Origin of the sequence: Gallintestinimicrobium sp., from assembly GCF_046968865.1 — a bacterium.
GTDB lineage: Bacteria > Bacillota > Clostridia > Lachnospirales > Lachnospiraceae > Gallintestinimicrobium > Gallintestinimicrobium propionicum.
The window spans coordinates 44,620-67,816 of sequence record NZ_JBKVPW010000002.1 but is presented as its reverse complement, the minus strand read 5'-3'; the positions used below and the strand labels follow the sequence as shown (position 1 = coordinate 67,816).

Genomic DNA, 23,197 nt, shown 5'->3' with positions numbered 1-23,197 from the left:
ATCAGCCCTCCGCGTCTTTGATGTTCAGGAAGATACTGTCCAGTTTGTTGTCCAGCACCCAGATGTCATGGAATCGTCTGTAATCCATCTGCCATGCGTTCAGTTTCTGGTTTGTCATAGGATCAAAGATTCTCATCACATCCTGTTTGGTAACTGCAATCGGCGTAGTTCTGGGGCAGAGAAAGAAGTTCAGGTCTTTTGCAGCATCACCTTTCTTGTAACCGCCAATTTCCTGCCCGACAGTCTTACCGTCCAGAATCTTAATAGCGCTGTACATCCGGTTGGATGGTGTGGAAATGATCGGCACGCCATCCACAGAAGGTACCTGCGTATCAATGCCGCCCTTAGCAAATGTCACCGACGTAATCTTTCCTGCAAGTTCCAACTCAAGCTCCATAATAAAGTCAGGGGTTGCGTGGCATACCAAAGGACCATTATACAGGTCTCTTACTGCCTTAATGCCCTCTTTCAGTTTTCTCAGCGCAGAAGTGCTTGCAGCGCCCGGGGTATAGCCGTATTCGATCATGCCCGCTTTCTTTGCGGTAATTGTTTCTGTTGCAATTTTAGAAATACGATATGCGTCGATTTCCGGAATTACAAAAGTTCTCTGAAATTCCCCCATAACTGCGGCTGCAGTGGTCACAAAATTGTTTTCGTCGACATCCATCGGGTCAAGCTGGAACATTCTTCCTCTGTCCTGCGTCATTTTCCTGGTTTCGTATTCCAGAGTAACGCCGCCCTGCTGGTAGCCGTTGTCTCTGTCGTAATCCGCAAGCCCCTGCACAGACATCTTCGGAATCTTGATCTCCGCGCCGCCGCTGTACTTAACCTGTCCTGCGTTTCCGTCCATCCATCCGGTTACAGCTTCTCTCACTGCAGCTTTATCCAGAGTCTTCTGGAACAGTGTTGCAGTCGCTAATGTGTTAATTGCCATTCTTTATTTCCCTTTCCTTTCCGGGTTAGTACCCCATCATAATTTTTTCAACCTGCGCAGCCAGATCATCGCCCTGATCACCTGCCTTTTTCGGCGGTTTCCCGCCTTTCAGCTTTTCTTCTACCGCAGCTTCCACGGCTTCCTGAAACGCTTTTTCGACCGCTGCCATAGAGGATTTACAGCTTTCCGCATCCGTATAGTTCAAAATTTCCGCCAGACCAAGTGGCAGCTTTTTCTCGGTAAGGGTATTTTTTGCTTCTGCCATAAGCTCCCGTTTGGTAATGCTTGCTTCCCGGTCTGCAAGCTCCTTTTCGTGCTTCTGTGCCAGATACTGTGCTTTTTCCTCTTTTGTCATTTTGGAGAGCTTTTCTGCTTCGGACAGCTTATCGTTCGTCAGCAGTTCCCATTTCTCACGGGCTTTTCCGACTGCTGTTTCAACCGCCTTATTCACTCTGCGGTCAAACTCTGCCTGATTTCCATTTTTCAGGAAATCGTCAAAGCTCTGCCCATTGCTCCCGCTTCCTCCATCGCCTGTGCCACTTCCATCCGATCCGCTTCCGGAACCACCGCCGTTTCCGTCTCCGGCACCAGCACCGTCTCCCTCCGCAAAAAACTGGATATTCAGTGGGTATTTGCATACTGCTTTTGCAAATCTGTTTTTCATGTCTTTTCCTTTCTGCCCAGCCTATTCGTATTCACGCCCGGGCCATTCAGTTTATGGAATCTGCTTCTTTAACGTCTGGCAGAAAAAGACGCAAAAATAAGACGCTTCACCCTGCGTCCCAGAGGGAGATGTTTGGATCACCTATTCCTTTCCCCTGCCTGCTGCCTTCTCAGTTTCCTTTACCGCCTCAGCAACGCCGTCATGGATCAGATGCTCTGCTCTTTCTTTATCTACTTCCAGAACAGTTCCGACTTCAATGATCTCTTTCAGCCTGATGTCGCTGTAACGTTTGATACATTTCACTTTCACCGCTCTCACCTCCCTCCGTTGCGCTGGCGCAATTATTCTTCGTAAATGACATCTAATCCATAGGCTACTGCTGCATCATGCTCTAATCTGCATCCTCTGGCATTTTCCCATCCTTTACAGAAATATGCAGCATGGCACAAGCTCATATTCTCCAAGGATTTTGCAAGAAAGCATAAAGGAATCTGCACGACTCCGCGTTCTTCCATTTTTTCTTTGCTATACCATTCATCTGTAAAAAGGGTATTTACAATTTCATATCCCTTTTCTTTTAATGCATTGATTGCTTTTTCTCTGGTTGCAATAATTTCTGCGTCAGTCTTTCCAGCCATTGGCTGTGATAACATTGCCTTCATGTTCTTCTCCTCCTACATTTTAAAACACTGATTTTCAAATTTCTTATAAGCATCCAAATATAGTTCCTTTTTATCGCCGTTGTATGTCAGTTCGTAGTACATGCCATCCGGAACTGTAGTGCTAAGCAGTGCTTTGTTGTTCTGTAATGCCTTGCAACTCCACACTAAATAAACGTCATTTACATGTATCTGTTGCCGATCTGTCTTATCCATATGTGCATTGGTGTACTCAGCTACCTTTGCTTTACACAGTCTTAAAAATTCTTCATTTTCCATGTTGCTCTTCCTCTCTTTCTTAAAAATGGGTATAAAAATACCACCGGTCTTTTGACTGGTGGTATTTACTCCTTATGATTTTTGCATTCCATACAAATCCGCTTGTAGTCCGGTATACATACAACTTCCTTTGGTACTCCCCAGTCAGGAAGCAGCCCCTCGACATTCATATGGATATCGTAGCAGATCGTATCATCAATCTGCTTTTTCAGGATTGGGCACACAATCGTTCTTTCCTGCATACTTTTCTACAACCTCCCTGATTTTTAAAGTATTTCCATCAAATTCTCTACTTGAAAAAGATGTCCTGATGCTCTTGTTTTCTACATCCACATACGTTGCCCCGTCTTTGCTGTAATAATTTACAAACCTGCCATTCCATCGGGTAAGCGACACATCAGATTCCCTTATAAATCGTTCCGCCTCTTCACGGCTGACCATGTGGGAACGCTCTGTATTAATGTGATCCGCATCATAGGTATATCCAGAAACATCGAGCTTTTCAGGGTTTACTTTTGCAACTCCTTTTATTCCGGCTTCTTTCAGCGCTGTTTGGACATCGTAATCCTGCCGGGTGTTCCCCGGATGTTTTTTCAGGTACGCCTTTAAGGATTTAAGCTCTTTCCATTTCTCAGGTTCATTATACTTCAAATTCTGGAAATCATCCAGATTTTTCGGTATGTCGTCGCCGATGATTGCCCGATACCGTTCGAGCTGCTTCCGGTCAGAATATCGGTTTCTGATCTTCTTTTCATTCAGCTCCGCTTCCGGATTTCCGACTACATAGGTCTGATACCATTGATCGTATGTCATGCCGGCAGGCACATGGATTTCTTTTCCGGTCACCGGATCGATTGCCCTGCGGGTAAGCCGGGCTAAATCTTCGTCGCTCAGTGCCGCTGTAGTAGTTGACCTGCACCACGGATGCATCGGCGGAGCGTTTACGCCTGTCTGCTGATCCGCAACCCTGAATACTTTGCCGTCCAGCTCCCGGCAAATTTTTGATGTCCGTAAATCCAGCGTTGCCAGATACCGATAATACTCAATTTCGGAGTCCTCATAGCTTAACATGTCCATCTGGGTACATAGATAACAGGATTCTGTCCGGATCAGTCGTCTTGCATAGCTTGCGCCCACAGCAAAGCGCTGCGCAAATACCTCTGCCGCTTCCCGGTCTGTCCTTCCCGTTACCAGGCTTAACAGTAATTCCTGTTTCAGGTCGTCAGCAAGCTTCTGGGTGTTGCCCCATATGCGTTCGGAGTAGTTTGCACCGTTCCACCGGCTGTTAATAACACGCTCTATCATCTTCGGGGAGATATACCCAAAGGAATAGGCAAGACCGGTCTGCCCCTGCAGATCGAACACAGAATGATAATATGCGTCTGCTGCCAGCTCTAAATACCATGCTTCGTGCTCGATCTGCTCCTGCTTATAAATGCTCTGCATAACCTTATCCAGATTGCCATACATCCGCTGCAGCCGTTCCAGTCTTGCCCGGTATGCCGGAGCTTCCAGCTCTCCAAGGAGCTGTTTGCGCTTTTCGCTGTTCCCGTCCTCCGTCGCCTGCCGCAACAGCTGTTTTAATTCGTCGATATCTCCCGGCGTTCTGATCTGGTTCAGCAGCCGCCTTGCATCCACTTCGCTCAGCCCGTTCTGCTTCCGGTATCGTTCAAAGATTGTATCCATCTTTCCGGCAAAATACCGGGATGCCTGCAGATACAGCTTTGCGATACTACCCGCCCGCTCTTCCGTTCCAGCCATATACTCAAACATCTGCTGCGCTTTCCGACGTTCCCAGTAATCACTCATCTACATCATCCTTTGGCGGTGTGCCCGGCGGCGTATTGCTGCCCAGTCCAAACATGGCTTGCTGCTTTTCCAGATTCTCCTGCTCTTCTTTTTCCACAGCTTTCAGCTCTTCGTCCACATCATCCACAAAAGGAACCTGAGACAGCAACGTTTTCCGGCTTACCTTCCCCCACAGGTTACTTACGATCTGACTAATTTCCAGCAGATTTTTCGGCATCGCGCGGGTAAAGGTCGGCGTAATACCTGTAATATCTACCGCAATCCCCTTTTTAGAGAGAAAATTGGCAAAAATACGGAGCCGCTTGCGCAGCCCCTTGCGGTAATACCTCGTTTTAATCTTCGTAATGTTTTCCATTCCAAGGAGTTTAAACTCCATCGCTACTCCCGACACATTGCCGCCAAACGATTCATCGGACATGCACGGAATATGGGAAAATTTGTGGATGTCCTGCTCGATTGCCTTTTTCAGGATCTCAACACCGGATTCATCAAACGTCCGCGTGATGTATTCCGCCCTCGCATCTGCAGGCATTTCCAGCAGCCTATCTTCTTTTAACCGCTGCGGCGCTGTCCTACCGTCTGCATCTTTTCCCGCTTCGTCCCCCAGCATAAAGCCATATAGGGCAAGGATCGCATCTACAAACTGCTCTTTATCCGTCACACGGTCGGACATCAGAGCGTTGTACGCGTCGATAAGCGGGATCTGCAGCTCATAGTCCCCAATACCAAGCTTGTTGTTCTGATATGCAACAATCGGCACTTCATCCATGTAGTGTGGTTCTGGCTCTTCCAGCAGTGCCTGTGGTCCCTCGATATCCTCGATGTCCAGCACATACCGGAAATTCTTCGTAACGACGGTGGCGACGTATATAATTTTTGTATCGTGCCCGTCGTCCTTGCGAATGGAATAGTACACAGCAAACAGCTCGTTTTCTTCGATGCTGTCGTCGTATACCATAAAGGTATTTTCCGGGGACAGATTCTTGATAATCAGATCGGTTTCGCCCTCTTTTGCGTAAATATACTCAAAAGCGAGCCCGTAAATAGACAAATCCAGACCATTATCCCCGTCCGCCTCGTCTGCCCCGGCAAGTTCCAACGGCTCCGTCAATGCAGCAATGTCTGCGCTGCTTTTGTAGGATACCGGATTCCCAATAAAATAACTGGATGCCGTGTCAGCAATGTCCTTTGCATGGTTACACACCAGCTTATTTTTGCGCTCCGCTTCATCCAGTATCTTATGCTCGCCTTCATAATACTTTTTCTTTTTTGCAAGCTTCTCTCTAAACTTCTGATGCTTCATAATCAGCAGCCGGATTGCCTGCTTGTCTGGTGCTGTTTCGTCCCACTTGTCCGCGGGCATTGTAAACTTATACATCCATATCACCTCGCTTTAATCAAAGCCGTATTTTGCTTTATTTTTCACACGCCCTGTCCGCTTACTCAGAATTGTATACACAAAATATCTTACTGCGTCCATCGCGTGGTCATTTTCTTTTACCGGTCTGTCCTCGCCCTGCTGTGCTGCTTTTTCATCCCAGATGTAGGATCCAAATTCCATGATCGTATTGATGCAGGTATCGCAAAATACCAGCAAGCCCATGTTAAGCATGGAGGCAACCTCTCGTATGCCATCCTCCACATCGTTGTCTGCTTTCAGGACACGATATCCACGTTTCCTCAGTTCCGCGATAAAAGAAGCGGCTGCCGGGTCTACAATCACTGCTCTGATCGGGACGCCATCCAGCCACTTTTCAAAATCATCTGCATATTCTCCATCTGTTTTCTGTTTCCCTTTCGCACGCCCGGAATAATAATATTCCCGAACGCAGTACCATTTCCCGTTGTTGCCCTTGTTCCATAGTAAAAAAACAGTTGCGTTTTGCGTACCATAGTCGCAGCTTACATATCGCCCGCCGTCTTTCAGACACCGGAAGAAATCTGTTATCTTCTGTACATGCTTATCAGCGTCAAACATGTCATAGATAATTCCTTCCGCCATTGCCCACAAGCCTAAAATGTAGCGTTTGAAAAACACGCCGGTGTACATACTGCGGTACCTGGCTTTGATCTCTTCTGACAGGCTCAAATTGTCGTCCATCGTAAAGTGGACATACAAGATATTTTTTAGCCCTGCTTCCAGCCCTTTTGCTGCGGCTTCCGCCCTGACCTTCGCTGTCTTCTCTTTTCCGAGGTATCCGGTCGATTTATTGATCCAGTTTATTTTAAACCAGTGATACGGACCGTCTGGGTTACAGTTAAACCAGTATTTTGACCCTTGTACAGAGCAGCGTCCGGTTGCCTGATTTACAAAGCTTTCCGGCATTAACGCCACTTCATCAAAAAAAACACCCGCCAGCGTAATGCCCTGAATCAGGTCTTGTGATCGTTCATCCTTGCCGCCGAAAATATAAAAATAGTTCTCCACAGCCCCGCGTCTGATAATCACCAGGTTATCCGCCCTGTGATCTGAGACCTGATACCCGCGGCTTTTCAGCATCAGCTTCAACCAAAACAGAACGTTTCGTCTGAATGAACCGATCGTCTTGCCACACATGGCAAAATTCTGTCCGTTAAACGTATCCATTGCCCAGATCGCAAAGGACAGCGACATGCTCACTGTCTTGCCGGATCTGATTGCGCCATCTGCAATGATCCCGTCATAACCCTTTACCGGGGAATCCGGGCACCACCAATTCAGGATTTTTCGCTGCTTTTGCGAAAACGGCTTGAATTGGAAAAAACGCTTAATCTGCCTCATCCGACCAGTCCTCCCCTGCGGTTCCATTCAGTGCCGCAAGGAAACCATCGTCTGCTGCCGCATCCTCATCTTCTGCGACATTTGTCTTCGCTTTCAGGACAGCGATCCGGGCGCGCTGCTCTTCCGTTGCCAGATCCATATGATCCGTCAGCCAATTCATTGCCTTCATCCGGTCCATCAGTTTCACACTTGCACCATCTTTCCCTTGCTTGACTTCGGCAATAAGCGTCCCATCCACATCCGTTGATTCCCTGAATTTTACCACGTTTATTTCTTTTGTCAGCGGAATTTTTTCTCCCGTCTTTTCATCCGTCACCGTGATCGGCCCAAACGCCCCCATTACTGGAACGGTTTCACGCCCAAACGAAACATAATCCGTCATATCCGCAAATGCAATATCCATATACTTCTGAAAAATATCATGCTCATCCAAAAGCTCGCGGTTCAGACGGTTCTGTTTCAGCTTCATAATCTCATCCCGGATACAAGGATTTACAAGGAGACGGTATCCTTCCGAATTTGCGACATCATAGCTGCTGCCATATGCTTTCTTATATGCTTTTGTAGCGTTGAAGCACCGAACATAATATAAGCAGAAAAGCCTTTGTTTATCTGTTAAATCAGCATTTTCCAATACTTGACCAACATCTTCCGCAACGGCTCTTTTACTCTTTTCTTTGGTTGCAACCTTTTTCCCTTTTGGTTGCAACTTTTTTTCTTCAAGGTTGCAACCTTTTTTCCAGTATCTCGACGCCCAGGACTTGACCGTCGAAAGACTTACCCCATACTTTTCAGCGATCTCCTTATACTTCATTCCTTCCTGATAATCCCGAAAAGCCTGTTCTCTTACTTTCTCACTTTTCACCTCACCACCTCTCAATTCATTTACAAATAAAATCCTTCCGGACTTTTGACAGCCCTTAACAGCATTCCGCTAGGAGGATCAAGGAGAAACCAATGTTGGCACGTTGGCCAGTGGACCATGCAGGAATCGAACCTGCGACCGACCGGTTATGAGCCGGATGATCTGACCTGCTGAGCTAAGGGTCCGTTGTTGTTTTTTTTGGAAAAGAAAAGAAGCAGGGATTAATCCTGCTCCTTCAACATACTTGTTAATAAATCAGTGAACTATATGTTTATTCCTCTATTTTATACCAAATATCTCCCAGTTTCGCATCTACAGGCTCTTCTTTCTGAATATATACATTAGGCTTATTTAGAGTCTCTTGAGTAACAACGTCTCTTGCCACTTCTTTTACCTCAGAATGTGATAATCCGTAATTATTAATCGTTTCTGCTACTTGGGAATTTTCAAGTTCTGAATTTTTGATAATAATTTTAGCTTTTTCTTCTCTTTTTCTGTTCTTTTTTCTTCTAACAAATCCAAATATTGCGGCTCCCGCAACAGTAATTATGCCGATCAGGGCATCGATTCCCTCTATTGTCACCCCATACTTATCGAAGAACAAGTTTATATTTTTTAAAAAATCCACTTTTAATCCCTCCCACACAATACATTTTTCTTCATCATACACCATAAACCGGCAAAAATCTATATTACCAAATATGGTATCATAAAAAGCACCCAACCGCATTTCTACAGTCAAGTGCTTCTCAAAGATGTATGTGGGGGAAGTAGTGGCTTATCCACTACTGTCAGTTTATACTATAACATTTTAAAACCGAACAATGCGAACAAAGTGAACAAACTTTTATTTTTCTGCCATAAATCTCTGAAATTCCAATCTCACACTATCCCCCGTTGCCTTCCGCCCCATCTTCACAGCCACCTCCTCCCATGTCAGCTCTTCGAGGAATTTCCATCGGATGATCCGCTGCATCCGCGCCGGGATCGTCAGCATCCACTCTTCCACGTTCAGCTTAATCTTCTCTGCGTTCGCTTTCCGGCGCTCCAGCAAGCCTTCGTCCCACCGAAGCGCACTGTCGTCTGCATAGGTAAATGTCGTCCCTTCGATCTTGAAATGCTGCGGCTGGTACGGGAAATCCGGATTGCTCCCGCTTACATTCGTCTGGATGATTGTCTTGCGCTTTTTCTTTAATGCCCGGATGTCCCGTTCTGTCTCCTGGACCAGCGCACATGCATCTATGTAGTCGTTTAGGATGTTTTTATCCATCGGTGCCACCTTCTTTCTCATCCATTTGCTTACTTAAATATCAGGTTTTCTTTCCATTCTGCTCTTTCCGGCTTATTCGCCTAAATACTCATTTAATCCAAATCAAACCTATCTTTCGTGTACTGCACATAATCCTCCTCGCTAAGGTACAGGTACAACCTCAACGACCTCGATCCATCCTCGTACACCTTCCCTACCGCAATGATCCGGCTGGATTCATCGCAGGCGTAAACATCTTTTTCTAAAAATTTTTTCTCCCTGCGTTCCCCGTCCATCTCGTATATAACAATCGCTCCACCGTCCACAGCCATATAATTTATTACCGGACAAATTATGGTAATGTCCCTTCCATAATCGTAGCACCCGCTTAAAAATACTGTCATTGCCATCGCAACCGCTATTGCTCTTATCTTTTTCATAAGCTTCCGCCTCCCATAAATGTCCTCATCATTTGTTTTTTCCACCCTGCAAGTTCCTCCGTTGTCTCCAATCCTTCACAGGTTCCTCGTTCGCCTGCTGCCATGTTTGATATATCTCCACCTGTTATCGGATTCCACGCTCTATCATCTATATAGACATCTGCTCCCACCTTCCGGCAGTCCCCTCCGAAAAATTCAATTCTTTCCGGAAGATTTTCATTCACGGCGTCAAATTTCAAACCATGTCCCTGACACCACTCTACTGCCTTCTGAAGCGGCTCCCCGCTCCGGCAGGTCCACAGGATTACTTTATCTCCCTGCTGCCTGCGTCCGACCAGATAACCGATCAGCTCCTGATTCGGTTCCCCGATTTCCGGCCACCTGTTTTCACACAGCGTCCCGTCGAAATCTACAGCATATGCCTTGCTCATTTTCTTTTGTTCCATCTTTTTCCAAGATCTCCTATCTCATAAACATCATGTTCCCACCGCCGTCCAGCCCATAGTTCGCGATTGACCAGAACAGAAGCATAAAATACAATATCATCATAACTGTGACAATCAGTATCACTTTCCATGTTTTCATTATCGCCCCCATCCGTACCCGTAGATATCCGGGTACATCCCGTTTTCCATCATTGATTCCATGTACCTCTCATACGCCTGTCCATCATCGTGTCCGATAAACCACGCCGCTTTGCCGCATAAAGTCCAAAGTAAAGCTCCTGTCACGATTGCTGCCAGAATCACGACCAACACATCTTTCAGATTCATGTGCGTTTCGCCTCCCCTGCCAGCACGACCTGGTACATTCCCTGCCATTTCATCCGCTCCCGCGCATAGCGGTTCACCCTTGCTTTCGGCAGCCCTATGAGCGTTTCAATTTCTGATGCCCGGTATATTCCCATATACCGCCCTCTCTTATAGATCTTATATGCACATGCTGTCCCCCTCATCTCCTCCGCTCCTTTCCAAATTCCAGTGCAGGGAAGCGCCGCTTACTTTCTTTTACGTCCACTTCTTTCCCGCTGCTATCGCGCATCCCTGCTGCCTCCTGTACTCCTTTTCTCTTCTCCGTCCCATAAATCTCCGCATTTGTGATGCAACATCTGGTTCCCTTCGCGTTCTCGACGAGAACATGGTGCGGGTATTGTTTGATCACTGTTGCCCGGCGTTGCGGCGCAGTCTTTTGGTTTTCATCCTTCTGTGCCCATGCTTCTCGAATCATAATCTTATCTCCCGGTTTCAATTTTTTTACTGGTAACATCCTGTGCTTCCTCCTTTGTTTCCCAAAACACAAATCCTTCCGGCGGTACCGTCCTGCTGCCTGGCTGTACTTTTTCAATCTCTTTCCCGGCATCACCCCAATCTGCAGACAAATGCTTTTTTTCATTTACGCTGTCTTTCCGATATGTGACCTTTTCCCGCGTCCATCCGGGATACATCCGCCGCATCCGCTTTTCAAGCATCCTTATCATTTCCTTCCGGTTATCAAGATTCCCGTTATCGAGCATCTGATGGTGCCAGACGCACCCAAGCACTCCATTCTGCTCCACTCCCATCCCCAGCTGAGAACGCGGGACGATATGCATGATCTGCAGTGCCGTCCGGCAGTAGGCCGGGTCTTCCGGCGGCTCATATCCGGCCGCGCAGAAGACGCAGGTTTCATTATCACGCTTATGTATCGCTTTCCGGTCTTTCGCTGTAAATTCCAGCTGCCGCGTCAGCTTCTTTTTCACTCTCTTCTTCATCCTTTCTGTCCTCTTCTGTTTCTTTTCCCATCTGGTCGATGCTCATCTGTCCCGGTATCTCTTCCGGCGGCGCGGGAAGGATCTCAAACTGCAGCGCCACATATCCTGGCACCAGCCCACCGTGGTCGTTTATCAGGTGCGTTATCCTGATATCTATCTCTGCGCCGGTCTGCTCCCCATCCTTCTGATGCTGCAGTCGCACTGTATTCCCGACCCGGTACGGGTCATGAATGCGGAGGATTAAAAAACGCTGCCCTTTCCGGATGTCCGTCATCACGTTCGTTCCCATCGGATAGGTATAGACTGCGTCCTCCGGCGGCAGTTCTATGGGGCGAGGTTCCTTTTTCTCCGGTTCCTTCCACGAAATCCCGTCTCCTTTGGACGTTCCGTGTGGCAACAGCTCCGGTCCGATCTCTTCCGGAACACCTGCTGCCTGCTCTGCCTCTTCCTGCCTCATCTCTTCCCGCTCTTCGTTTTCCGGAATATTCTTTTCCGCGCCCTGGCTTCCCGGTTTCGGTTCTGCCGCTTTCGTTACTTTTGACTTCGGATCGAGTTGCACCGGTGCAACTGAGCTGTTTTTGCCGTAAGTCTTTGCCCAGCTTTCTTCCGGCGTGTCTCCCTCCATCAGGAGGCCTATTGCTTCCATCATGTCATCCCAGGAATATTTTTCTTTTTCCCCGGACCGGACATTGATCAGCGCAATGTCCTGATCTGCGCCGTGCAGGGTAATCATCAGGCGTCCGATCCCAGCCACCCTGACGCTGTGCATTCCTTCGCCCGCAGGTGCCAGAATGTCCATGATCTCCCGCGGAAGCTCCGGCCACTTCTCCTGCTGCCACCCATTCCATATCTGCCACACATTCCATATCTTCCGGTGCAGCTCTGGAATGTCATGCCCCAGCTGGTACATCGCCCTTTTCAGGCTGTTGTCCAAAAGCTCTGTGTCAAAGTCCTGCTGCTCCATCATCACTTCAAGGTCCGTGACTTTCTTTTCCTCTTCCACTTCGTCCTTGATCTTCTGGATATCCGACTTGCTGTAATCCGGCGTCAACTCTTCTGTGATTTCTTCCGGGAGCAGTAGCATAACGGATAACTTCGCGCGCCCCATTCCCCGGTACTGGTCTTTCAGTCGGTCTGAATAGCCGTCTTCTGCGAATCTGTCATTGATCGCAATAAATCGGGATACCGCCGACTTGTCCAGACCATATTCTGCGGCGGCAAAATCCGTTACACTCTTGTAGCCTGACTCCTGCAGCACCTGTGTGTCCCGTGCAATCTTTAAGTAATAGCCGATCTGTACAAAGCCTTCCTCAACCCGCTCCACTACTGCATCCATTGATGCCTTAAAATCCACATAACTGTTCTGGATTTCCGTTTTTTTATAATTCAAAATCTCCATCATACTGCCTCCTGAAGTTCTACTTTCTCTTCTCCCAATGTTCCACTTTTTAACCGGTCTATATAGTCATTCAGCCATTTTTGCATCCGCTGCTCATCTGGCTTTCTGTCATGTGCGCCGTACCACTGCCGGATCCGATGCTGTTTTGCATCGATCTCCACTGTGATATATGGGATTTCCGGTGCTTCCTGCTGCCGCAGGAATAAAATATAGCTCTCGCCCTCATTGTGCTTTCGGAGATAATTGTCCCCGCCCACGCAATGATGCAGCAGCCTGCCTTCTGTCACGATCTCTTCCGCCGACCTGGCGGGGCGGATCAGGAACGCTTCGTCATCCCAGAAATACTGTCTTCTTAGCTTCCTGTAATTGATCCGGATATTCGGGAACCGGATCGCAACCTCCGTCATCCGCTTATCCACTTCTTTCTGGTTCTGTTCTGTAATCATTGCCGTATGCGCTTCCTCTAGATTCCTGGGTTGCAGATAAACGGTGTTTGTCATGTCATATCCCAGTGCCTGCCTCATGGTCAGGTAGTCAACATACGTTGTTGCTGTATTTCGAAGCATGTTCACAGCGCAGCTGAGGCCTGTCCCGTAAACGCACCCGGAATATTTCTGCACCCGGTTCAACAGCTGCCGGAGACTCATATAATTCAATGCGATTTCCAGCTGTCCACGCCCCAGCTGTGTTTCTGTCAGCTGTTCTATCTCTTCCTCCGTCCACGCTGCGTTCATCCGTTTTTCCAACTGCAGCGTTTCCAGTGTCGGGATATCTCCGTGTTTTCTGATCAAAAGCCTGATATGCTCTTTCCGGATTCCGAGAAACTGATCCAGCCGCTTTGCAGACTCATTATTCACAATGCCGTATTCACAGCGAATCAGCTTTTTTACTACTTCCGTCAGTCCCATTTTGACCAGCATTTCCAGCTGCGGCGTCTGTATGTACCGTCTAAAATAATCTGCCGGGTTAAACTCGCTGACCTGGGAAGCATATTCCCGGATCGCACTGTACTGGAAGATCGTCCCCTGCAGCTGCCCGTATGTCTCTGCCATAACCGGCGCGGCTTCAATGTTTATATTCACATTTCCATACAGGTTGCAGTCATCCCAGAAGTCCTTTCCATCGACATAACTGTGCTTGTGATAATCCGTCTGAATTTTTTCTCCCGGATAAAAATAGGTCCTTGCAATTTCCACTCTGGAGAGCTCTTCGCTCGCGTTGTGCATTTCCAATCCCTTTTCCCCGGCGATCAGCCCCAGCCGCCAGACTTTAGACACCTGAATGTATCTCAATACCATTCCAACCTCTTTGTATTTCTGTCCGAGGAACAGATGAATTTTTCTTTCCTGCTCTCCGTGGACCTTTCCCTGGCACTTGTACTCCCCGCGTGTCCCGCACATCGGACACGTTCCGAAATCTCCTTGCCTTGGTTCTTCTTCCAGATGCTCAAACTGGGATTCGTAGGAGATCCCGCTTTTCCATCGGATGTCCGCGACACCCCCGCATTTACTGCATGCGATCTGGGCGCGGCATCCACGCTTTTTGTAGTACAAATAATGTCTTTCGCGGAAATACAACCGTTCTGCCCGATCCAGAATCAACTGCTCCGGGAGCGGTCCTGTGTGCTCCGCCCGATCTTTCAATGCCCGCTGTCTGCGCTCATACTTCCTGTTCTCGGCTTCTCGCCGTTTTGTCAGTACGATATTGTTTTCATGTGTATAGATGTATTCCCACCACCTATCTTTCGGCCAGATGGGTTCTGTACAAAATTTCCTGATCCTTCCCAGATCTGCTTCGTCCAGAAGGGTATTCTTTGCTACAGCCGTCTTGTAAAAATCCTTCCGGTCTTCCGGCTCATTCCAAATCAGCCTTCTGTCATAATAGTGGTCCACCTCAATTTTTTGCTTCGTCCACTCATCGGCTTCCGGAAAATAGTTTCCAAAGTCCTTTTTCGTCAGCACGATCCGAACCAGCGGGATTTCTTTTGCATCCCCGCGATTCCTGTATACCTCCAGAAGCAGGTGCTGCTCCCCTGCGATCTCTTGCAGTGCCGTTACGCCAACATACTTTGCGGTGCGCTTTCGAACTACTTTCGGCAGTGTCAGATACGGGATTTTCTCAATCGCTTTTCTTTTCATGCTGTCCGCCTACTTTCCCAGATAATATTCTGTGATGATCCGGCGTGCCGTCGCCATTCCGGGAATTCCGAGTGTGCAACGGCCGGCAGTGACACCTGCTGCCTTTAAAATCTCCTTATCCACCGGGTGCTGGTTTCCAAACGACCATTTCAGCAGCGCAGCGATACACCCCTTTAGGCTCTTCTCTTTCTTTCGCACTGCTTCCGCCGTCTCCGGGTGCTCCGCGCACTGGATACGGATATAGGTCAGCCAGTCCTCCATGATCTCCTGCGGCTCCAGCTCTGCTGCTTCTACCTTTAATTTTCCAAGCGCTGCCATGATGGGTGTGCACAGCTCCGGCGCTGCGCCGTCTATGTAGTCCTCTGCATCCTCCCGGTCAATTCCGTTTTCTTCTGCGATGCCATAGATTGCATCGATATCTCCTTCCGCCAGTTGTGCGGCGGCGGCACGGTTCAATTCTTCCGCAGAGTCAAATTCTCCGAATTTTTCAAACAACATTCCGATCCCTCCTTGCGGGGCAGTCTGCCCCGCTGTGTATTCCGTGATATATATTGCATGGTCGTCATCATCAACGGGTTTCTTGAGGTGTTTCAACCATTTTTTTCAGTTTCTCCTGCATCCAGAGCTGGTATGAGTGCCCGCCAGCCCGCATAAAGACCAAATGCGGAGCCATTTTCAGCACAATCTCCTGCCATAAATCCTTGTGCTTTATATCCTGCCCTTTTGCCGTCTTCCAGCCCCGCTCCTGCCACTCCTCCAGCCATCCGTTTTCAATGGTGCTCCGTATCTGGCTGCTGCCCGCATGGGCATTAATCACACAAGGCAGCCGCAGTCGGTCCAACGCCGCAGACAACGCCTGCATAATCAGCACGTTTTCCTTCTCCGCCTCCCAGTCCCCAACCTTCCATAGGGTCACAGGGTCGCCCCGCCGGGTAACAAATTCCAGAAGGTACATCCACCTGCCTCCCTGCTGCCTGGGACCGTGTACTGTTGTCTCTATGTACAGGTTGACCTGCGGGTACCGGTTGACCTGCGGGCTACTTTCCATGGTGTTTCCCTCCTTTCTTCCGCTTCCGGCTGTATCCGGGCAGCATGACCAGCGTATAGCAAAAGGTCTCGTGCCCGTCATAGCCGCTGATGCCCCGGCGCACACTATCCCGGTCTAAGTAATACCCTTTTGGGATTCTAATCTGCCCCAGCTCCCGGCTCTTGATCATCTTCGGTTTCCCGATTGTCGGCTTTTTTAATCCCTGTGACGGATACCAGAGCTTTTTCGTCTCCTTTTCTTCTGTCTCCATCGTCCTTTTTGCATATTTGACAAAATACTCCGCAATCTTCCGGTAATTTCCATCGGTGTAGAGCGGGTCTACATGGATTCCGCCCTGCTGCCAGCACTCCCGCAAAAGCTTTAGGTCTGTTTCCTGCATGACCAGGTGGTGGTGCCACGCTCCCTTCTTGCCGACTTCCATTACGCGAATGTACTTCGGCGGCGGCATCCCCAGCTTTTTTAAGCGGCGTTTTAAACGGTCGTAGAAATTTTTGAAATCCTTCTGCATCCTGTCAGAACCTTCCGGCCGGTTCTCTTTTTTATAATCCAGCGTCACCAGTAGGTCCCCATCTTTAAAATTTTCTGCCATCAGCCATCCCAGCATCTGTGTTGCCCGCCTGAGGTTACCTTCCTTCTGCGCCGGTGTCGTCCCGTTCTTTCTTTTCTCCCTCGGCCCTTTCCTCCCCGTCCGGCGCTGCCCCTGCAACACTGTCACCGTCCGTCCAGCTTTGATCCGTTTCTCCACTACCGCCATATCATCTGTGCCCCTATCGTTAATATCCTTTACCAAGCTTTTAAGCGGATTTTCCCGCTTTTTTCTTGATTTTTTCGTCACAGAGTGATATATTTTGAGTAGGTTATTTTCGTCTCTGGACGATTAGGACATGCGCGCCAACGCATGTCCTTCTTTTTTATGTATTTCTTTTATGTATTTCTGACTGACGCTTCATAAAGCGCTTTCTGCACCAACTCTTCCGGAAAGGCTCCATTTCTCAAGATCTCTCCCTTTCCGCCACGCACTCCGAACAGCTCCTCTTTGATATCCTCTGACAGCTCCATTGTCACAGCAACGCTGCGTGCCACTTCATACCGCGCTTTCGCCTTGCCGTACTGCCGCTGCTTCATCAGGTCCTGGAACTCTTGCGCCATCCCTCGCAGTTTTTCCTCAGCTTCTTTTTCTGTCAACATCTTCCTCTGCCCTGCTTTTTATAATCTCCTCTACCAGTTCCCGAATTTTCTTCTCCACAGGGCTTTCTTCATAATCAGATGACGCATGTCGAATTCCCACCTTTACCGCATGCATAATCTCTTCTTTCGCACTTTCCACATTACTTCCATTTTCCACTAACGCTTCCATTATTGCTTGTACAGCTACAGCAAGGTCAGTCAGCACCATCGACCTTTTCCCTTCCACTTTTACACTTCCCATATGTGATTTAATCATTGCATTCTCTCCATTCCCGCCTTATACTAAAGGCGTAATATTTTTTCTTTGGCGCTGGTACTTTGGTCGGTTCAGCGCCGCTTTCTTTTCCGGCTTCTTAATTCTTCCTCGCGTGCCGCGCACAGCACTGTTGCCACAAAGCAGCCGCCGGCAGCAACTGTCAGTACCGTTGGCGTGATCATCATGCCAAACGTCTCCCACATAATCAGCGCTGCCGTAATCAACACCGATCCGGTCATCAGACACACATCAGACTTGTCCATCTTTACTTTCACCTCCTGTTCTCCAACTCGAATATTGCCCACCTCAGCGCCGAAGCCGCTTCGGTATCCTTTTTCCGCTCTTTTTCTTCCAGCAGCTCATAAAGCTTGTCGATCTTTCTCTGTTCATCCATGAGTTTCTCATCTCCCGAGCATCTGCAATAATTCATCATCTGTAAAATGCAGCACCTTATCCAGCGCCCATATTTCGCCCAGCCGGATTGTTTCGCCCTCTGCCTTTCTTTTTGTGAGGGTATTTATATTGATTATGTTCCGGCGGTCAAGATCTCTTCCCGTCAGCCCGCTGCGGGCCAACCCGATGTTGATAACCCGCCGGACGGCTTCTTTGCGGTCCGCATAAAGACCGATTGCTTTTGTTTTTGGCATGACGTTACCTCCCGCTTTTCTTTCCATTTGTTATTTCGGTTGTATTGATAACCGATACTCCCACTACGTTGCTGTCGCCAAATATAGAAAAGGAGTTTCAAAAGCCGTCTCTTTTATTGGTGAATCTCTTCGCCAACTTCTCGTTGATGTAGTGAGCGAAACAGCCAAAAAAGCTCTGTTTCCTTAATTTCTTTCCGCAATATTGACAGTAATGGTCTGTTTTCAGAACAACTCCCTTGCAATAAGCACAGTGATAAACTTTTTCTTGGTCAGAAATTCTATCATTGTGCTTTTGGGCATTCTTTGAAGCATATCCCATCTTCTCTCCACCTCCTTTGGAATCAATCCGATCTTGCCTTTCCGTAGCAGCAAGGCTTATACTTATGTCGAGCCCCAGAACACTTGGAGGAAAATAATATGCTCAATCAATCAAGCGTCCCTTTCGAGGATATTCTTCTTACGCCGCGTGAAAAATGGATACTATTTTCGCTGAGGTTTTATAAATCCCGTAAAGGAGATGTATTCTCTTTGCAACTATGGAAACTTAAAGAATACGATCTCATTTCACAAAATTATAAAAACACTCGGGATAAAGAAGGATGCCCTATTTCGAATGGAACATACTCTCTTACCGACAGGGCTGTTCGATTCAGAATTTACAGGTATAAACAATTCGTCCATCGTTACTTGACGCCTATTGTCGTAGCATTTCTAACATCCATAGCAACAAATTTGTTAAAAGAGCTGTGGTTGCCGGAATTGCTAAATTTCTTAAAGGGTCTTCCTTGATATCTGGCACTACATATTTTCTTATGAAATGTACCATCAAGATTGTTACCGCCACTCCTGTAACTACTTTCATCTGTTCCCTCCTTTGGAATCAATTTTAGATCACTTTTCGTGATCTATTTCATTAAAAAAAATGAATGGAACGCTCTTTTTATAGTACCTTGCTAATTTCATTTTCACAGGGTCACGCGGAATCCTTTTTCCAGCCTCATACATTGACAAGGCAGATTTACTAATTCCAAGAGCTTCCGAAACCTCTTCCTGCGTTCGTTTCCCTCTTAATCTGATAAGCTTCTCGCCCATTGCCTTTGTGTCAATCTGCAACATCATCATCTCCTTTCAATCACGTTTCGTGATCTGTTTGTAATATACACGATTCGTGATCGTTTGTCAATCACGTTTTGTAAATTATTTATTGATTTTTGTTCACGTTATGTGTATATTATAAATAGATAAGCAAAGTGAGGTACTCAAATGGGAAATTTCAATGATATGCTCAAATATCTGCGTGTGCGTGAAAAAATGTCACAGGCTGAACTTGCTGATAAGTTGGGGGTCTCTAAATCAACCGTCGGTATGTACGAACTTGGGAAAAGAGAGCCTGATTTTGAAACGCTTGAAGCGATCGCTGATTTATTTAATGTAGATATGAACTTTTTACTTGGCAAAGTTGGAAGTGAACTATCTCCAAAAGACGAAAGGGACATCGCTAAAGACCTTAATAGAATCATGACGGAAATCAAAAAAGGTAACAATGGACCACTTTATTACAATGGAATAGAAATGGACGACGCTTCGATAAACCTGCTACAAAACGCTATCGAATATGCATTGCGCGAAACCAAAAAAGAAAACAAAGTGAAATATAATCCGAATAAGAACAAAAAGTAGGTGATACGGTTTGGAAACTATGGATCACAAAATTTTTCGGCTAATCCGGTATTATGAACGTTTAACCGGCAGCCGTGACCCAGTTAAAATTGCACAGGCTGCAGATATTCGAATTGTAATTCTACCTCTCGGTAAAATCGCAGGCAACTACAAACTTATAAATCGAAAGCGTTGGATTTTTATAAATGATAACATCCCTGTCGATAGCCCGTTATTCGAAGTAGTTGCTGCACATGAATTAGGGCACGCCCTCTTACATCGAAAAGAAAACTGTGCGTTTATAAAAAATAAGACACTACTGTTAACATCCGGAATAGAACAGGAAGCAAATAAATTTGCTGCCTATTTACTCATATCTGATGATATGCTTCAGAGCTATTCAGGATATACGCAAAGCCAATTTTGTACTTGCACCGGATATCCGAAAGAACTGATTGAACTAAGAATGAAATAAAAAGGCAAAGGATGTGCGCGAATGTCATTAGAAAATAACTGTCAATCAACATTTTCTTTAGATGCTTTCAGTGATATAGAATATCGAGCACTAAATAGATTAAATAAAAGTAATATTGACGACCAATTTTTTGGAGAACTTTCTGTTCGTATTGATCGAAAAGCATTTTGTGACTTTTGTTTATCAAAGCACTTAATACGTTTCTCATCCCCCGCAGAAGACGAGAAACTAACCACCATAAAAGAATGTAAAAAATTTCTGCAATCTGAATCTTTAAAAACATCTGGCTCTAAAACTGAATTAGTTAATCGAATAAATGAACGTTTTTCTTATTTTTTTGGTGCTAAACATTTTGTTCTTACAGAATACGGACATACCTTTTTGCAAGCTTATTGGGATCGCAGAGCACAGGATAATATATTGTCCTCCGAAGAAGATCTCCAAAAAAAATTAACAAAATACGAAATAACTAAGGTAGAATATAATTCTTTTCGAAATGGTATTACCACTTTTATCCCATCTACCAATGATGTAATATGGGGTATTTTAAATCAACGTACACTGACATATTTTTTTTCAAAAAATTATCCTGCATTGCGCAATAATTATCTATCTATAGCATTATTACTTTTTGAAGAAAAAAATCACGATGCACTGCAATATTTTTTAATAACTATTTGTTTCGATGTAAATGGATACTCATTACCATCTGGTAAACCACATTTAGTTTCTTGGATTGCTGAGATAGTGTATTCGCTTCGTGAAGAATACAGCACTGTTATTGCATCAGTCGCATATTCTCAATGCATAATTGCAAAAATTATATCTGAACATGATTTTATATCTATGATTGAAGAAATAACAATTGCTCCATGTCGTCCAACGTATATTGATTGCTCAAATATTTTAGGACACTATTTTCCTGAATTGGATACAGATTATTCAAGTTCAAAAGAAACTGCTAATGTTCTTCAAACAAATACATCACTAAGTTCCCGAATATTCGAGAAATGCAAGTTTATTCTTTTTTCGTTTCGTGCGAAACTAAAACAACTATTATACAAATAGCGGCTTTGAAAGGAGGATCATTTATGCCTTTACCGAAACAACACACCTACACATCTGAAGACTACTGGAACTTACCAGACAGTCAGCGTGCAGAGCTGATCGATGGACAGCTCTACAACATGGCTCCCCCCAATCGGATGCACCAGGAAATTTTATCCGCCCTGCACTGGAAAATCCGCTCTTACATCGCGGAACACGGCGGCTCTTGCAAGGTCTATCCCGCCCCATTTGCCGTCAATCTGGATGCAGACGATAAAGACTGGGTTGAACCGGATATCTCCGTTATCTGTGACCACAACAAGCTCACAGATCGGGGCTGCACCGGTGCTCCGGACTGGATCGTGGAAATTGTATCGCCGTCCAGCCGCCGGATGGATTACTCCATCAAAAACACGATCTATTCCGGTGCAGGCGTCCGGGAATACTGGATCGTCGATCCTGCAAAGCAACGTACCACCGTGTACCATTACGAAGAAGATGCAGCTCCGATGATCTATCTGTTCGATCAGCCGGTTTCCGCCGGAATTTATACCGATCTGATGATCTGCATCGCTGATCTGCTGAATAATTGAAAGGACTTGAACATTTTGTTAACATCAACAAAATGATAGAAAAAGCCCCGGTGCTACCAACACCGAGGCATTCTCAGAAAACTACGCAGACCGGATGGTCAGTATAATCTTCTCACACAAAAGAAATTATACCACAAACCTCCGGCACCTGCATAGGTGTATTTTTTATACCCAAAAAGGAGGATTAACTATGGCAACAGCAAAAAAACTCCCGTCTGGATCGTGGAGATGTCAAGTCTATGATTATACCGACGCAAATGGGAAGCGACACTATACGTCTTTTACCGCACCAACAAAAAAGGAAGCTGAATATAAGGCAGCTCAATTTATGGTGGAAAAACAATCTTCTTTTAAAGGAGATATGACTTTCAAAGAAGCGCTGACTGCGTATATTGACCAGCGCCGCCCCGTATTATCCCCGGGTTCAATCAGGGAATACGTCCGCTGTATAAAAAATTACGATGATATTAACAATATCCGAATCTCACAGATTACGCAGGATCTGATTCAGCAACATGTCAATTCTTTCAGCAAAGACCATGCCCCTAAAAGCGTCCGGGATAATCACGCTTTGATTACTGCTGTCCTAAGCAAGTACCGCCCTAATTTTGCCCTAAACACAACCTTGCCGCAAAAACGCAGACCAAATCTTTACGTTCCGACGGACGAAGATATTAAAAAGGTCATGAACGCTGCCGCAGGCTCAAAAATGGAAATTCCAATCTTGCTTGCGGCATTCGGGCCGATGCGCCGCGGGGAAATATGTGCCCTCGAATATGATGATATATCCGGAACACGCGTCCATGTACAACGCAGCATGGTAATGGATGAAAACAGACAATATGTAATTAAACAGCCAAAGTCATATGCTGGCGATCGCTTCATCGATTATCCTGAATTTATCATAGATAAAATACCGAAAGCCCCTGGCAGGATAACAGACCTAAATCCAAACATGATCACCCAGCGCTTCAATCATGTTCTGAAACATGCTGGTGTGCCACACTTTCGTTTCCATGACTGCCGTCATTACTGCGCATCCATCATGCACGCGATCGGAGTTCCCGATGCTTACATAATGGAGCGCGGTGGTTGGGGAAGCGACGCAGTCTTAAAAAATGTCTATCGACATACCATAGACGATAAGCGCAGTCAGATGACGAATAAAACAAACAGCTATTTCGAAAGCATGCAACACGAAATGCAACACGATTCAAATATATCCCAGTAAATACAGGTGTTTTACACAACTCCCTGCAAGTTCAAGTCTTGTCACTCCGATTATCAGAAAGAACCTTGAGAGATCGAGGTTCTTTTTTTCATGCCAATAGAATGTT

The 23,197-nt window shown here is 46.4% G+C and carries 38 protein-coding genes and 1 tRNA gene; 6 read left to right on the top strand and 33 right to left on the bottom strand.

The window, feature by feature from the left end; all coding sequences use genetic code 11:
• Position 1 precedes the first annotated feature (1 nt).
• From ACLTOQ_RS02075 to ACLTOQ_RS01930, 30 genes are all read right to left on the bottom strand, one after another.
• Complete coding sequence (locus ACLTOQ_RS02075; protein ID WP_412318615.1) at positions 2 to 934, bottom strand: hypothetical protein; 933 nt, start codon at positions 932 to 934, stop codon at positions 2 to 4.
• 25 nt (positions 935 to 959) lie between these two features.
• Positions 960 to 1,598 (bottom strand): DUF4355 domain-containing protein, encoded by a 639-nt coding sequence (locus ACLTOQ_RS02070; RefSeq protein WP_412318613.1) that lies wholly within the window; start codon positions 1,596 to 1,598, stop codon positions 960 to 962.
• Positions 1,599 to 1,739: 141 nt separating this feature from the next.
• On the bottom strand, positions 1,740 to 1,907 hold the full coding sequence (locus ACLTOQ_RS02065) for a hypothetical protein (RefSeq protein WP_262585491.1): 168 nt from the start codon (positions 1,905 to 1,907) through the stop codon (positions 1,740 to 1,742).
• 32 nt (positions 1,908 to 1,939) lie between these two features.
• Positions 1,940 to 2,260 carry a DUF4406 domain-containing protein gene (locus tag ACLTOQ_RS02060; RefSeq protein ID WP_262585490.1) on the bottom strand — a complete coding sequence of 107 codons (321 nt, stop codon included), beginning with the start codon at positions 2,258 to 2,260 and terminating at the stop codon, positions 1,940 to 1,942.
• Positions 2,261 to 2,272: 12 nt separating this feature from the next.
• Positions 2,273 to 2,536 carry a DUF6275 family protein gene (locus ACLTOQ_RS02055; protein WP_262585489.1) on the bottom strand — a complete coding sequence of 88 codons (264 nt, stop codon included), beginning with the start codon at positions 2,534 to 2,536 and terminating at the stop codon, positions 2,273 to 2,275.
• A gap of 65 nt (positions 2,537 to 2,601) precedes the next feature.
• A complete protein-coding gene (locus tag ACLTOQ_RS02050; RefSeq protein WP_412318610.1) occupies positions 2,602 to 2,778 on the bottom strand; it encodes a hypothetical protein in 177 nt (58 codons plus the stop codon).
• On the bottom strand, positions 2,732 to 4,345 hold the full coding sequence (locus ACLTOQ_RS02045; RefSeq protein WP_412318608.1) for a minor capsid protein: 1,614 nt from the start codon (positions 4,343 to 4,345) through the stop codon (positions 2,732 to 2,734). The genes ACLTOQ_RS02050 and ACLTOQ_RS02045 overlap by 47 nt, the downstream gene beginning before the upstream one ends.
• Positions 4,338 to 5,723 carry a phage portal protein gene (locus ACLTOQ_RS02040; RefSeq protein WP_412318607.1) on the bottom strand — a complete coding sequence of 462 codons (1,386 nt, stop codon included), beginning with the start codon at positions 5,721 to 5,723 and terminating at the stop codon, positions 4,338 to 4,340. Before ACLTOQ_RS02040 ends, ACLTOQ_RS02045 begins: the two co-directional genes overlap by 8 nt.
• 15 nt (positions 5,724 to 5,738) lie before the next feature.
• Positions 5,739 to 7,106 carry a PBSX family phage terminase large subunit gene (locus tag ACLTOQ_RS02035; protein ID WP_412318606.1) on the bottom strand — a complete coding sequence of 456 codons (1,368 nt, stop codon included), beginning with the start codon at positions 7,104 to 7,106 and terminating at the stop codon, positions 5,739 to 5,741.
• Positions 7,093 to 7,971 carry a terminase small subunit gene (locus ACLTOQ_RS02030; RefSeq protein WP_262585484.1) on the bottom strand — a complete coding sequence of 293 codons (879 nt, stop codon included), beginning with the start codon at positions 7,969 to 7,971 and terminating at the stop codon, positions 7,093 to 7,095. Before ACLTOQ_RS02030 ends, ACLTOQ_RS02035 begins: the two co-directional genes overlap by 14 nt.
• A 111-nt stretch (positions 7,972 to 8,082) precedes the next feature.
• A tRNA-Ile gene (locus ACLTOQ_RS02025) sits at positions 8,083 to 8,156 on the bottom strand.
• 86 nt (positions 8,157 to 8,242) lie between these two features.
• Entirely contained in the window at positions 8,243 to 8,713 is a 471-nt protein-coding gene (locus ACLTOQ_RS02020) for a hypothetical protein (RefSeq protein WP_412318604.1), read from the bottom strand.
• A 105-nt stretch (positions 8,714 to 8,818) separates the two neighbouring features.
• The gene (locus ACLTOQ_RS02015) at positions 8,819 to 9,241 is read right to left on the bottom strand and encodes an RNA polymerase subunit sigma-70 (RefSeq protein WP_412318603.1); all 423 of its coding nucleotides are present in this window, start codon (positions 9,239 to 9,241) and stop codon (positions 8,819 to 8,821) included.
• 92 nt (positions 9,242 to 9,333) lie between these two features.
• Complete coding sequence (locus tag ACLTOQ_RS02010; protein ID WP_308727387.1) at positions 9,334 to 9,660, bottom strand: hypothetical protein; 327 nt, start codon at positions 9,658 to 9,660, stop codon at positions 9,334 to 9,336.
• The gene (locus tag ACLTOQ_RS02005; protein WP_412318602.1) at positions 9,657 to 10,106 is read right to left on the bottom strand and encodes a hypothetical protein; all 450 of its coding nucleotides are present in this window, start codon (positions 10,104 to 10,106) and stop codon (positions 9,657 to 9,659) included. Before ACLTOQ_RS02005 ends, ACLTOQ_RS02010 begins: the two co-directional genes overlap by 4 nt.
• A 16-nt stretch (positions 10,107 to 10,122) precedes the next feature.
• The gene (locus tag ACLTOQ_RS02000) at positions 10,123 to 10,245 is read right to left on the bottom strand and encodes a hypothetical protein (RefSeq protein WP_262585478.1); all 123 of its coding nucleotides are present in this window, start codon (positions 10,243 to 10,245) and stop codon (positions 10,123 to 10,125) included.
• On the bottom strand, positions 10,245 to 10,433 hold the full coding sequence (locus tag ACLTOQ_RS01995; protein WP_262585477.1) for a hypothetical protein: 189 nt from the start codon (positions 10,431 to 10,433) through the stop codon (positions 10,245 to 10,247). The genes ACLTOQ_RS02000 and ACLTOQ_RS01995 overlap by 1 nt, the downstream gene beginning before the upstream one ends.
• Positions 10,430 to 10,615, bottom strand: a complete 186-nt coding sequence (locus tag ACLTOQ_RS01990) for a hypothetical protein (RefSeq protein ID WP_262585476.1) — start codon at positions 10,613 to 10,615, stop codon at positions 10,430 to 10,432. Before ACLTOQ_RS01990 ends, ACLTOQ_RS01995 begins: the two co-directional genes overlap by 4 nt.
• Positions 10,612 to 10,887 (bottom strand): hypothetical protein, encoded by a 276-nt coding sequence (locus ACLTOQ_RS01985; protein ID WP_262585475.1) that lies wholly within the window; start codon positions 10,885 to 10,887, stop codon positions 10,612 to 10,614. Before ACLTOQ_RS01985 ends, ACLTOQ_RS01990 begins: the two co-directional genes overlap by 4 nt.
• Before the next feature lie 4 nt (positions 10,888 to 10,891).
• Positions 10,892 to 11,410 (bottom strand): HNH endonuclease, encoded by a 519-nt coding sequence (locus ACLTOQ_RS01980; protein ID WP_412318600.1) that lies wholly within the window; start codon positions 11,408 to 11,410, stop codon positions 10,892 to 10,894.
• Positions 11,337 to 12,812, bottom strand: coding sequence for a hypothetical protein (locus ACLTOQ_RS01975; RefSeq protein WP_412318599.1), 1,476 nt, complete (start codon positions 12,810 to 12,812; stop codon positions 11,337 to 11,339). Before ACLTOQ_RS01975 ends, ACLTOQ_RS01980 begins: the two co-directional genes overlap by 74 nt.
• Entirely contained in the window at positions 12,809 to 14,947 is a 2,139-nt protein-coding gene (locus tag ACLTOQ_RS01970) for a PcfJ domain-containing protein (protein WP_412318597.1), read from the bottom strand. Before ACLTOQ_RS01970 ends, ACLTOQ_RS01975 begins: the two co-directional genes overlap by 4 nt.
• A gap of 9 nt (positions 14,948 to 14,956) precedes the next feature.
• Positions 14,957 to 15,445 carry a hypothetical protein gene (locus ACLTOQ_RS01965; RefSeq protein WP_412318596.1) on the bottom strand — a complete coding sequence of 163 codons (489 nt, stop codon included), beginning with the start codon at positions 15,443 to 15,445 and terminating at the stop codon, positions 14,957 to 14,959.
• A 70-nt stretch (positions 15,446 to 15,515) separates the two neighbouring features.
• Positions 15,516 to 15,995 carry an RNase H family protein gene (locus ACLTOQ_RS01960; RefSeq protein ID WP_412318594.1) on the bottom strand — a complete coding sequence of 160 codons (480 nt, stop codon included), beginning with the start codon at positions 15,993 to 15,995 and terminating at the stop codon, positions 15,516 to 15,518.
• A complete protein-coding gene (locus ACLTOQ_RS01955) occupies positions 15,985 to 16,749 on the bottom strand; it encodes a hypothetical protein (protein WP_412318593.1) in 765 nt (254 codons plus the stop codon). Before ACLTOQ_RS01955 ends, ACLTOQ_RS01960 begins: the two co-directional genes overlap by 11 nt.
• 170 nt (positions 16,750 to 16,919) lie before the next feature.
• Positions 16,920 to 17,183 carry a hypothetical protein gene (locus tag ACLTOQ_RS01950; RefSeq protein ID WP_412318591.1) on the bottom strand — a complete coding sequence of 88 codons (264 nt, stop codon included), beginning with the start codon at positions 17,181 to 17,183 and terminating at the stop codon, positions 16,920 to 16,922.
• On the bottom strand, positions 17,161 to 17,439 hold the full coding sequence (locus tag ACLTOQ_RS01945) for a hypothetical protein (RefSeq protein WP_412318589.1): 279 nt from the start codon (positions 17,437 to 17,439) through the stop codon (positions 17,161 to 17,163). Before ACLTOQ_RS01945 ends, ACLTOQ_RS01950 begins: the two co-directional genes overlap by 23 nt.
• Before the next feature lie 71 nt (positions 17,440 to 17,510).
• On the bottom strand, positions 17,511 to 17,714 hold the full coding sequence (locus ACLTOQ_RS01940; RefSeq protein ID WP_412318587.1) for a hypothetical protein: 204 nt from the start codon (positions 17,712 to 17,714) through the stop codon (positions 17,511 to 17,513).
• Positions 17,711 to 17,833: a hypothetical protein gene (locus tag ACLTOQ_RS01935; RefSeq protein WP_262585464.1), complete on the bottom strand. Its 123-nt coding sequence runs from the start codon at positions 17,831 to 17,833 to the stop codon at positions 17,711 to 17,713. Before ACLTOQ_RS01935 ends, ACLTOQ_RS01940 begins: the two co-directional genes overlap by 4 nt.
• A 7-nt stretch (positions 17,834 to 17,840) precedes the next feature.
• Positions 17,841 to 18,086 (bottom strand): hypothetical protein, encoded by a 246-nt coding sequence (locus tag ACLTOQ_RS01930; RefSeq protein ID WP_262585463.1) that lies wholly within the window; start codon positions 18,084 to 18,086, stop codon positions 17,841 to 17,843.
• Between ACLTOQ_RS01930 and ACLTOQ_RS01925 the strand changes: the two genes are divergently transcribed.
• A complete protein-coding gene (locus ACLTOQ_RS01925) occupies positions 18,085 to 18,273 on the top strand; it encodes a DUF2321 domain-containing protein (RefSeq protein WP_412318584.1) in 189 nt (62 codons plus the stop codon). The genes ACLTOQ_RS01930 and ACLTOQ_RS01925 overlap by 2 nt on opposite strands.
• Here the strand turns inward: ACLTOQ_RS01925 and ACLTOQ_RS01920 are convergent.
• The 3 genes from ACLTOQ_RS01920 to ACLTOQ_RS01910 form a co-directional block, all read right to left on the bottom strand.
• Positions 18,184 to 18,405 carry a hypothetical protein gene (locus ACLTOQ_RS01920; RefSeq protein WP_412318762.1) on the bottom strand — a complete coding sequence of 74 codons (222 nt, stop codon included), beginning with the start codon at positions 18,403 to 18,405 and terminating at the stop codon, positions 18,184 to 18,186. The two genes, ACLTOQ_RS01925 and ACLTOQ_RS01920, sit on opposite strands and share 90 nt — an antisense overlap.
• A gap of 375 nt (positions 18,406 to 18,780) precedes the next feature.
• Complete coding sequence (locus ACLTOQ_RS01915; RefSeq protein WP_412318583.1) at positions 18,781 to 18,948, bottom strand: hypothetical protein; 168 nt, start codon at positions 18,946 to 18,948, stop codon at positions 18,781 to 18,783.
• A 29-nt stretch (positions 18,949 to 18,977) separates the two neighbouring features.
• A complete protein-coding gene (locus ACLTOQ_RS01910) occupies positions 18,978 to 19,202 on the bottom strand; it encodes a helix-turn-helix transcriptional regulator (protein WP_412318582.1) in 225 nt (74 codons plus the stop codon).
• Positions 19,203 to 19,349: 147 nt separating this feature from the next.
• On the opposite strand from ACLTOQ_RS01910, the gene ACLTOQ_RS01905 reads away from it, so the two are divergent.
• The 5 genes from ACLTOQ_RS01905 to ACLTOQ_RS01885 all read left to right on the top strand — a co-directional run bounded on the left by ACLTOQ_RS01905 (position 19,350) and on the right by ACLTOQ_RS01885 (position 23,091).
• Positions 19,350 to 19,766, top strand: a complete 417-nt coding sequence (locus tag ACLTOQ_RS01905; protein ID WP_412318580.1) for a helix-turn-helix domain-containing protein — start codon at positions 19,350 to 19,352, stop codon at positions 19,764 to 19,766.
• Between the two features lie 19 nt (positions 19,767 to 19,785).
• Complete coding sequence (locus ACLTOQ_RS01900; RefSeq protein ID WP_412318751.1) at positions 19,786 to 20,220, top strand: ImmA/IrrE family metallo-endopeptidase; 435 nt, start codon at positions 19,786 to 19,788, stop codon at positions 20,218 to 20,220.
• Between the two features lie 21 nt (positions 20,221 to 20,241).
• The gene (locus ACLTOQ_RS01895; RefSeq protein WP_412318578.1) at positions 20,242 to 21,288 is read left to right on the top strand and encodes an SAP domain-containing protein; all 1,047 of its coding nucleotides are present in this window, start codon (positions 20,242 to 20,244) and stop codon (positions 21,286 to 21,288) included.
• Between the two features lie 23 nt (positions 21,289 to 21,311).
• Positions 21,312 to 21,860: a Uma2 family endonuclease gene (locus ACLTOQ_RS01890; protein WP_412318577.1), complete on the top strand. Its 549-nt coding sequence runs from the start codon at positions 21,312 to 21,314 to the stop codon at positions 21,858 to 21,860.
• 190 nt (positions 21,861 to 22,050) lie between these two features.
• The gene (locus tag ACLTOQ_RS01885; RefSeq protein WP_412318575.1) at positions 22,051 to 23,091 is read left to right on the top strand and encodes a tyrosine-type recombinase/integrase; all 1,041 of its coding nucleotides are present in this window, start codon (positions 22,051 to 22,053) and stop codon (positions 23,089 to 23,091) included.
• Positions 23,092 to 23,197 lie beyond the last annotated feature (106 nt).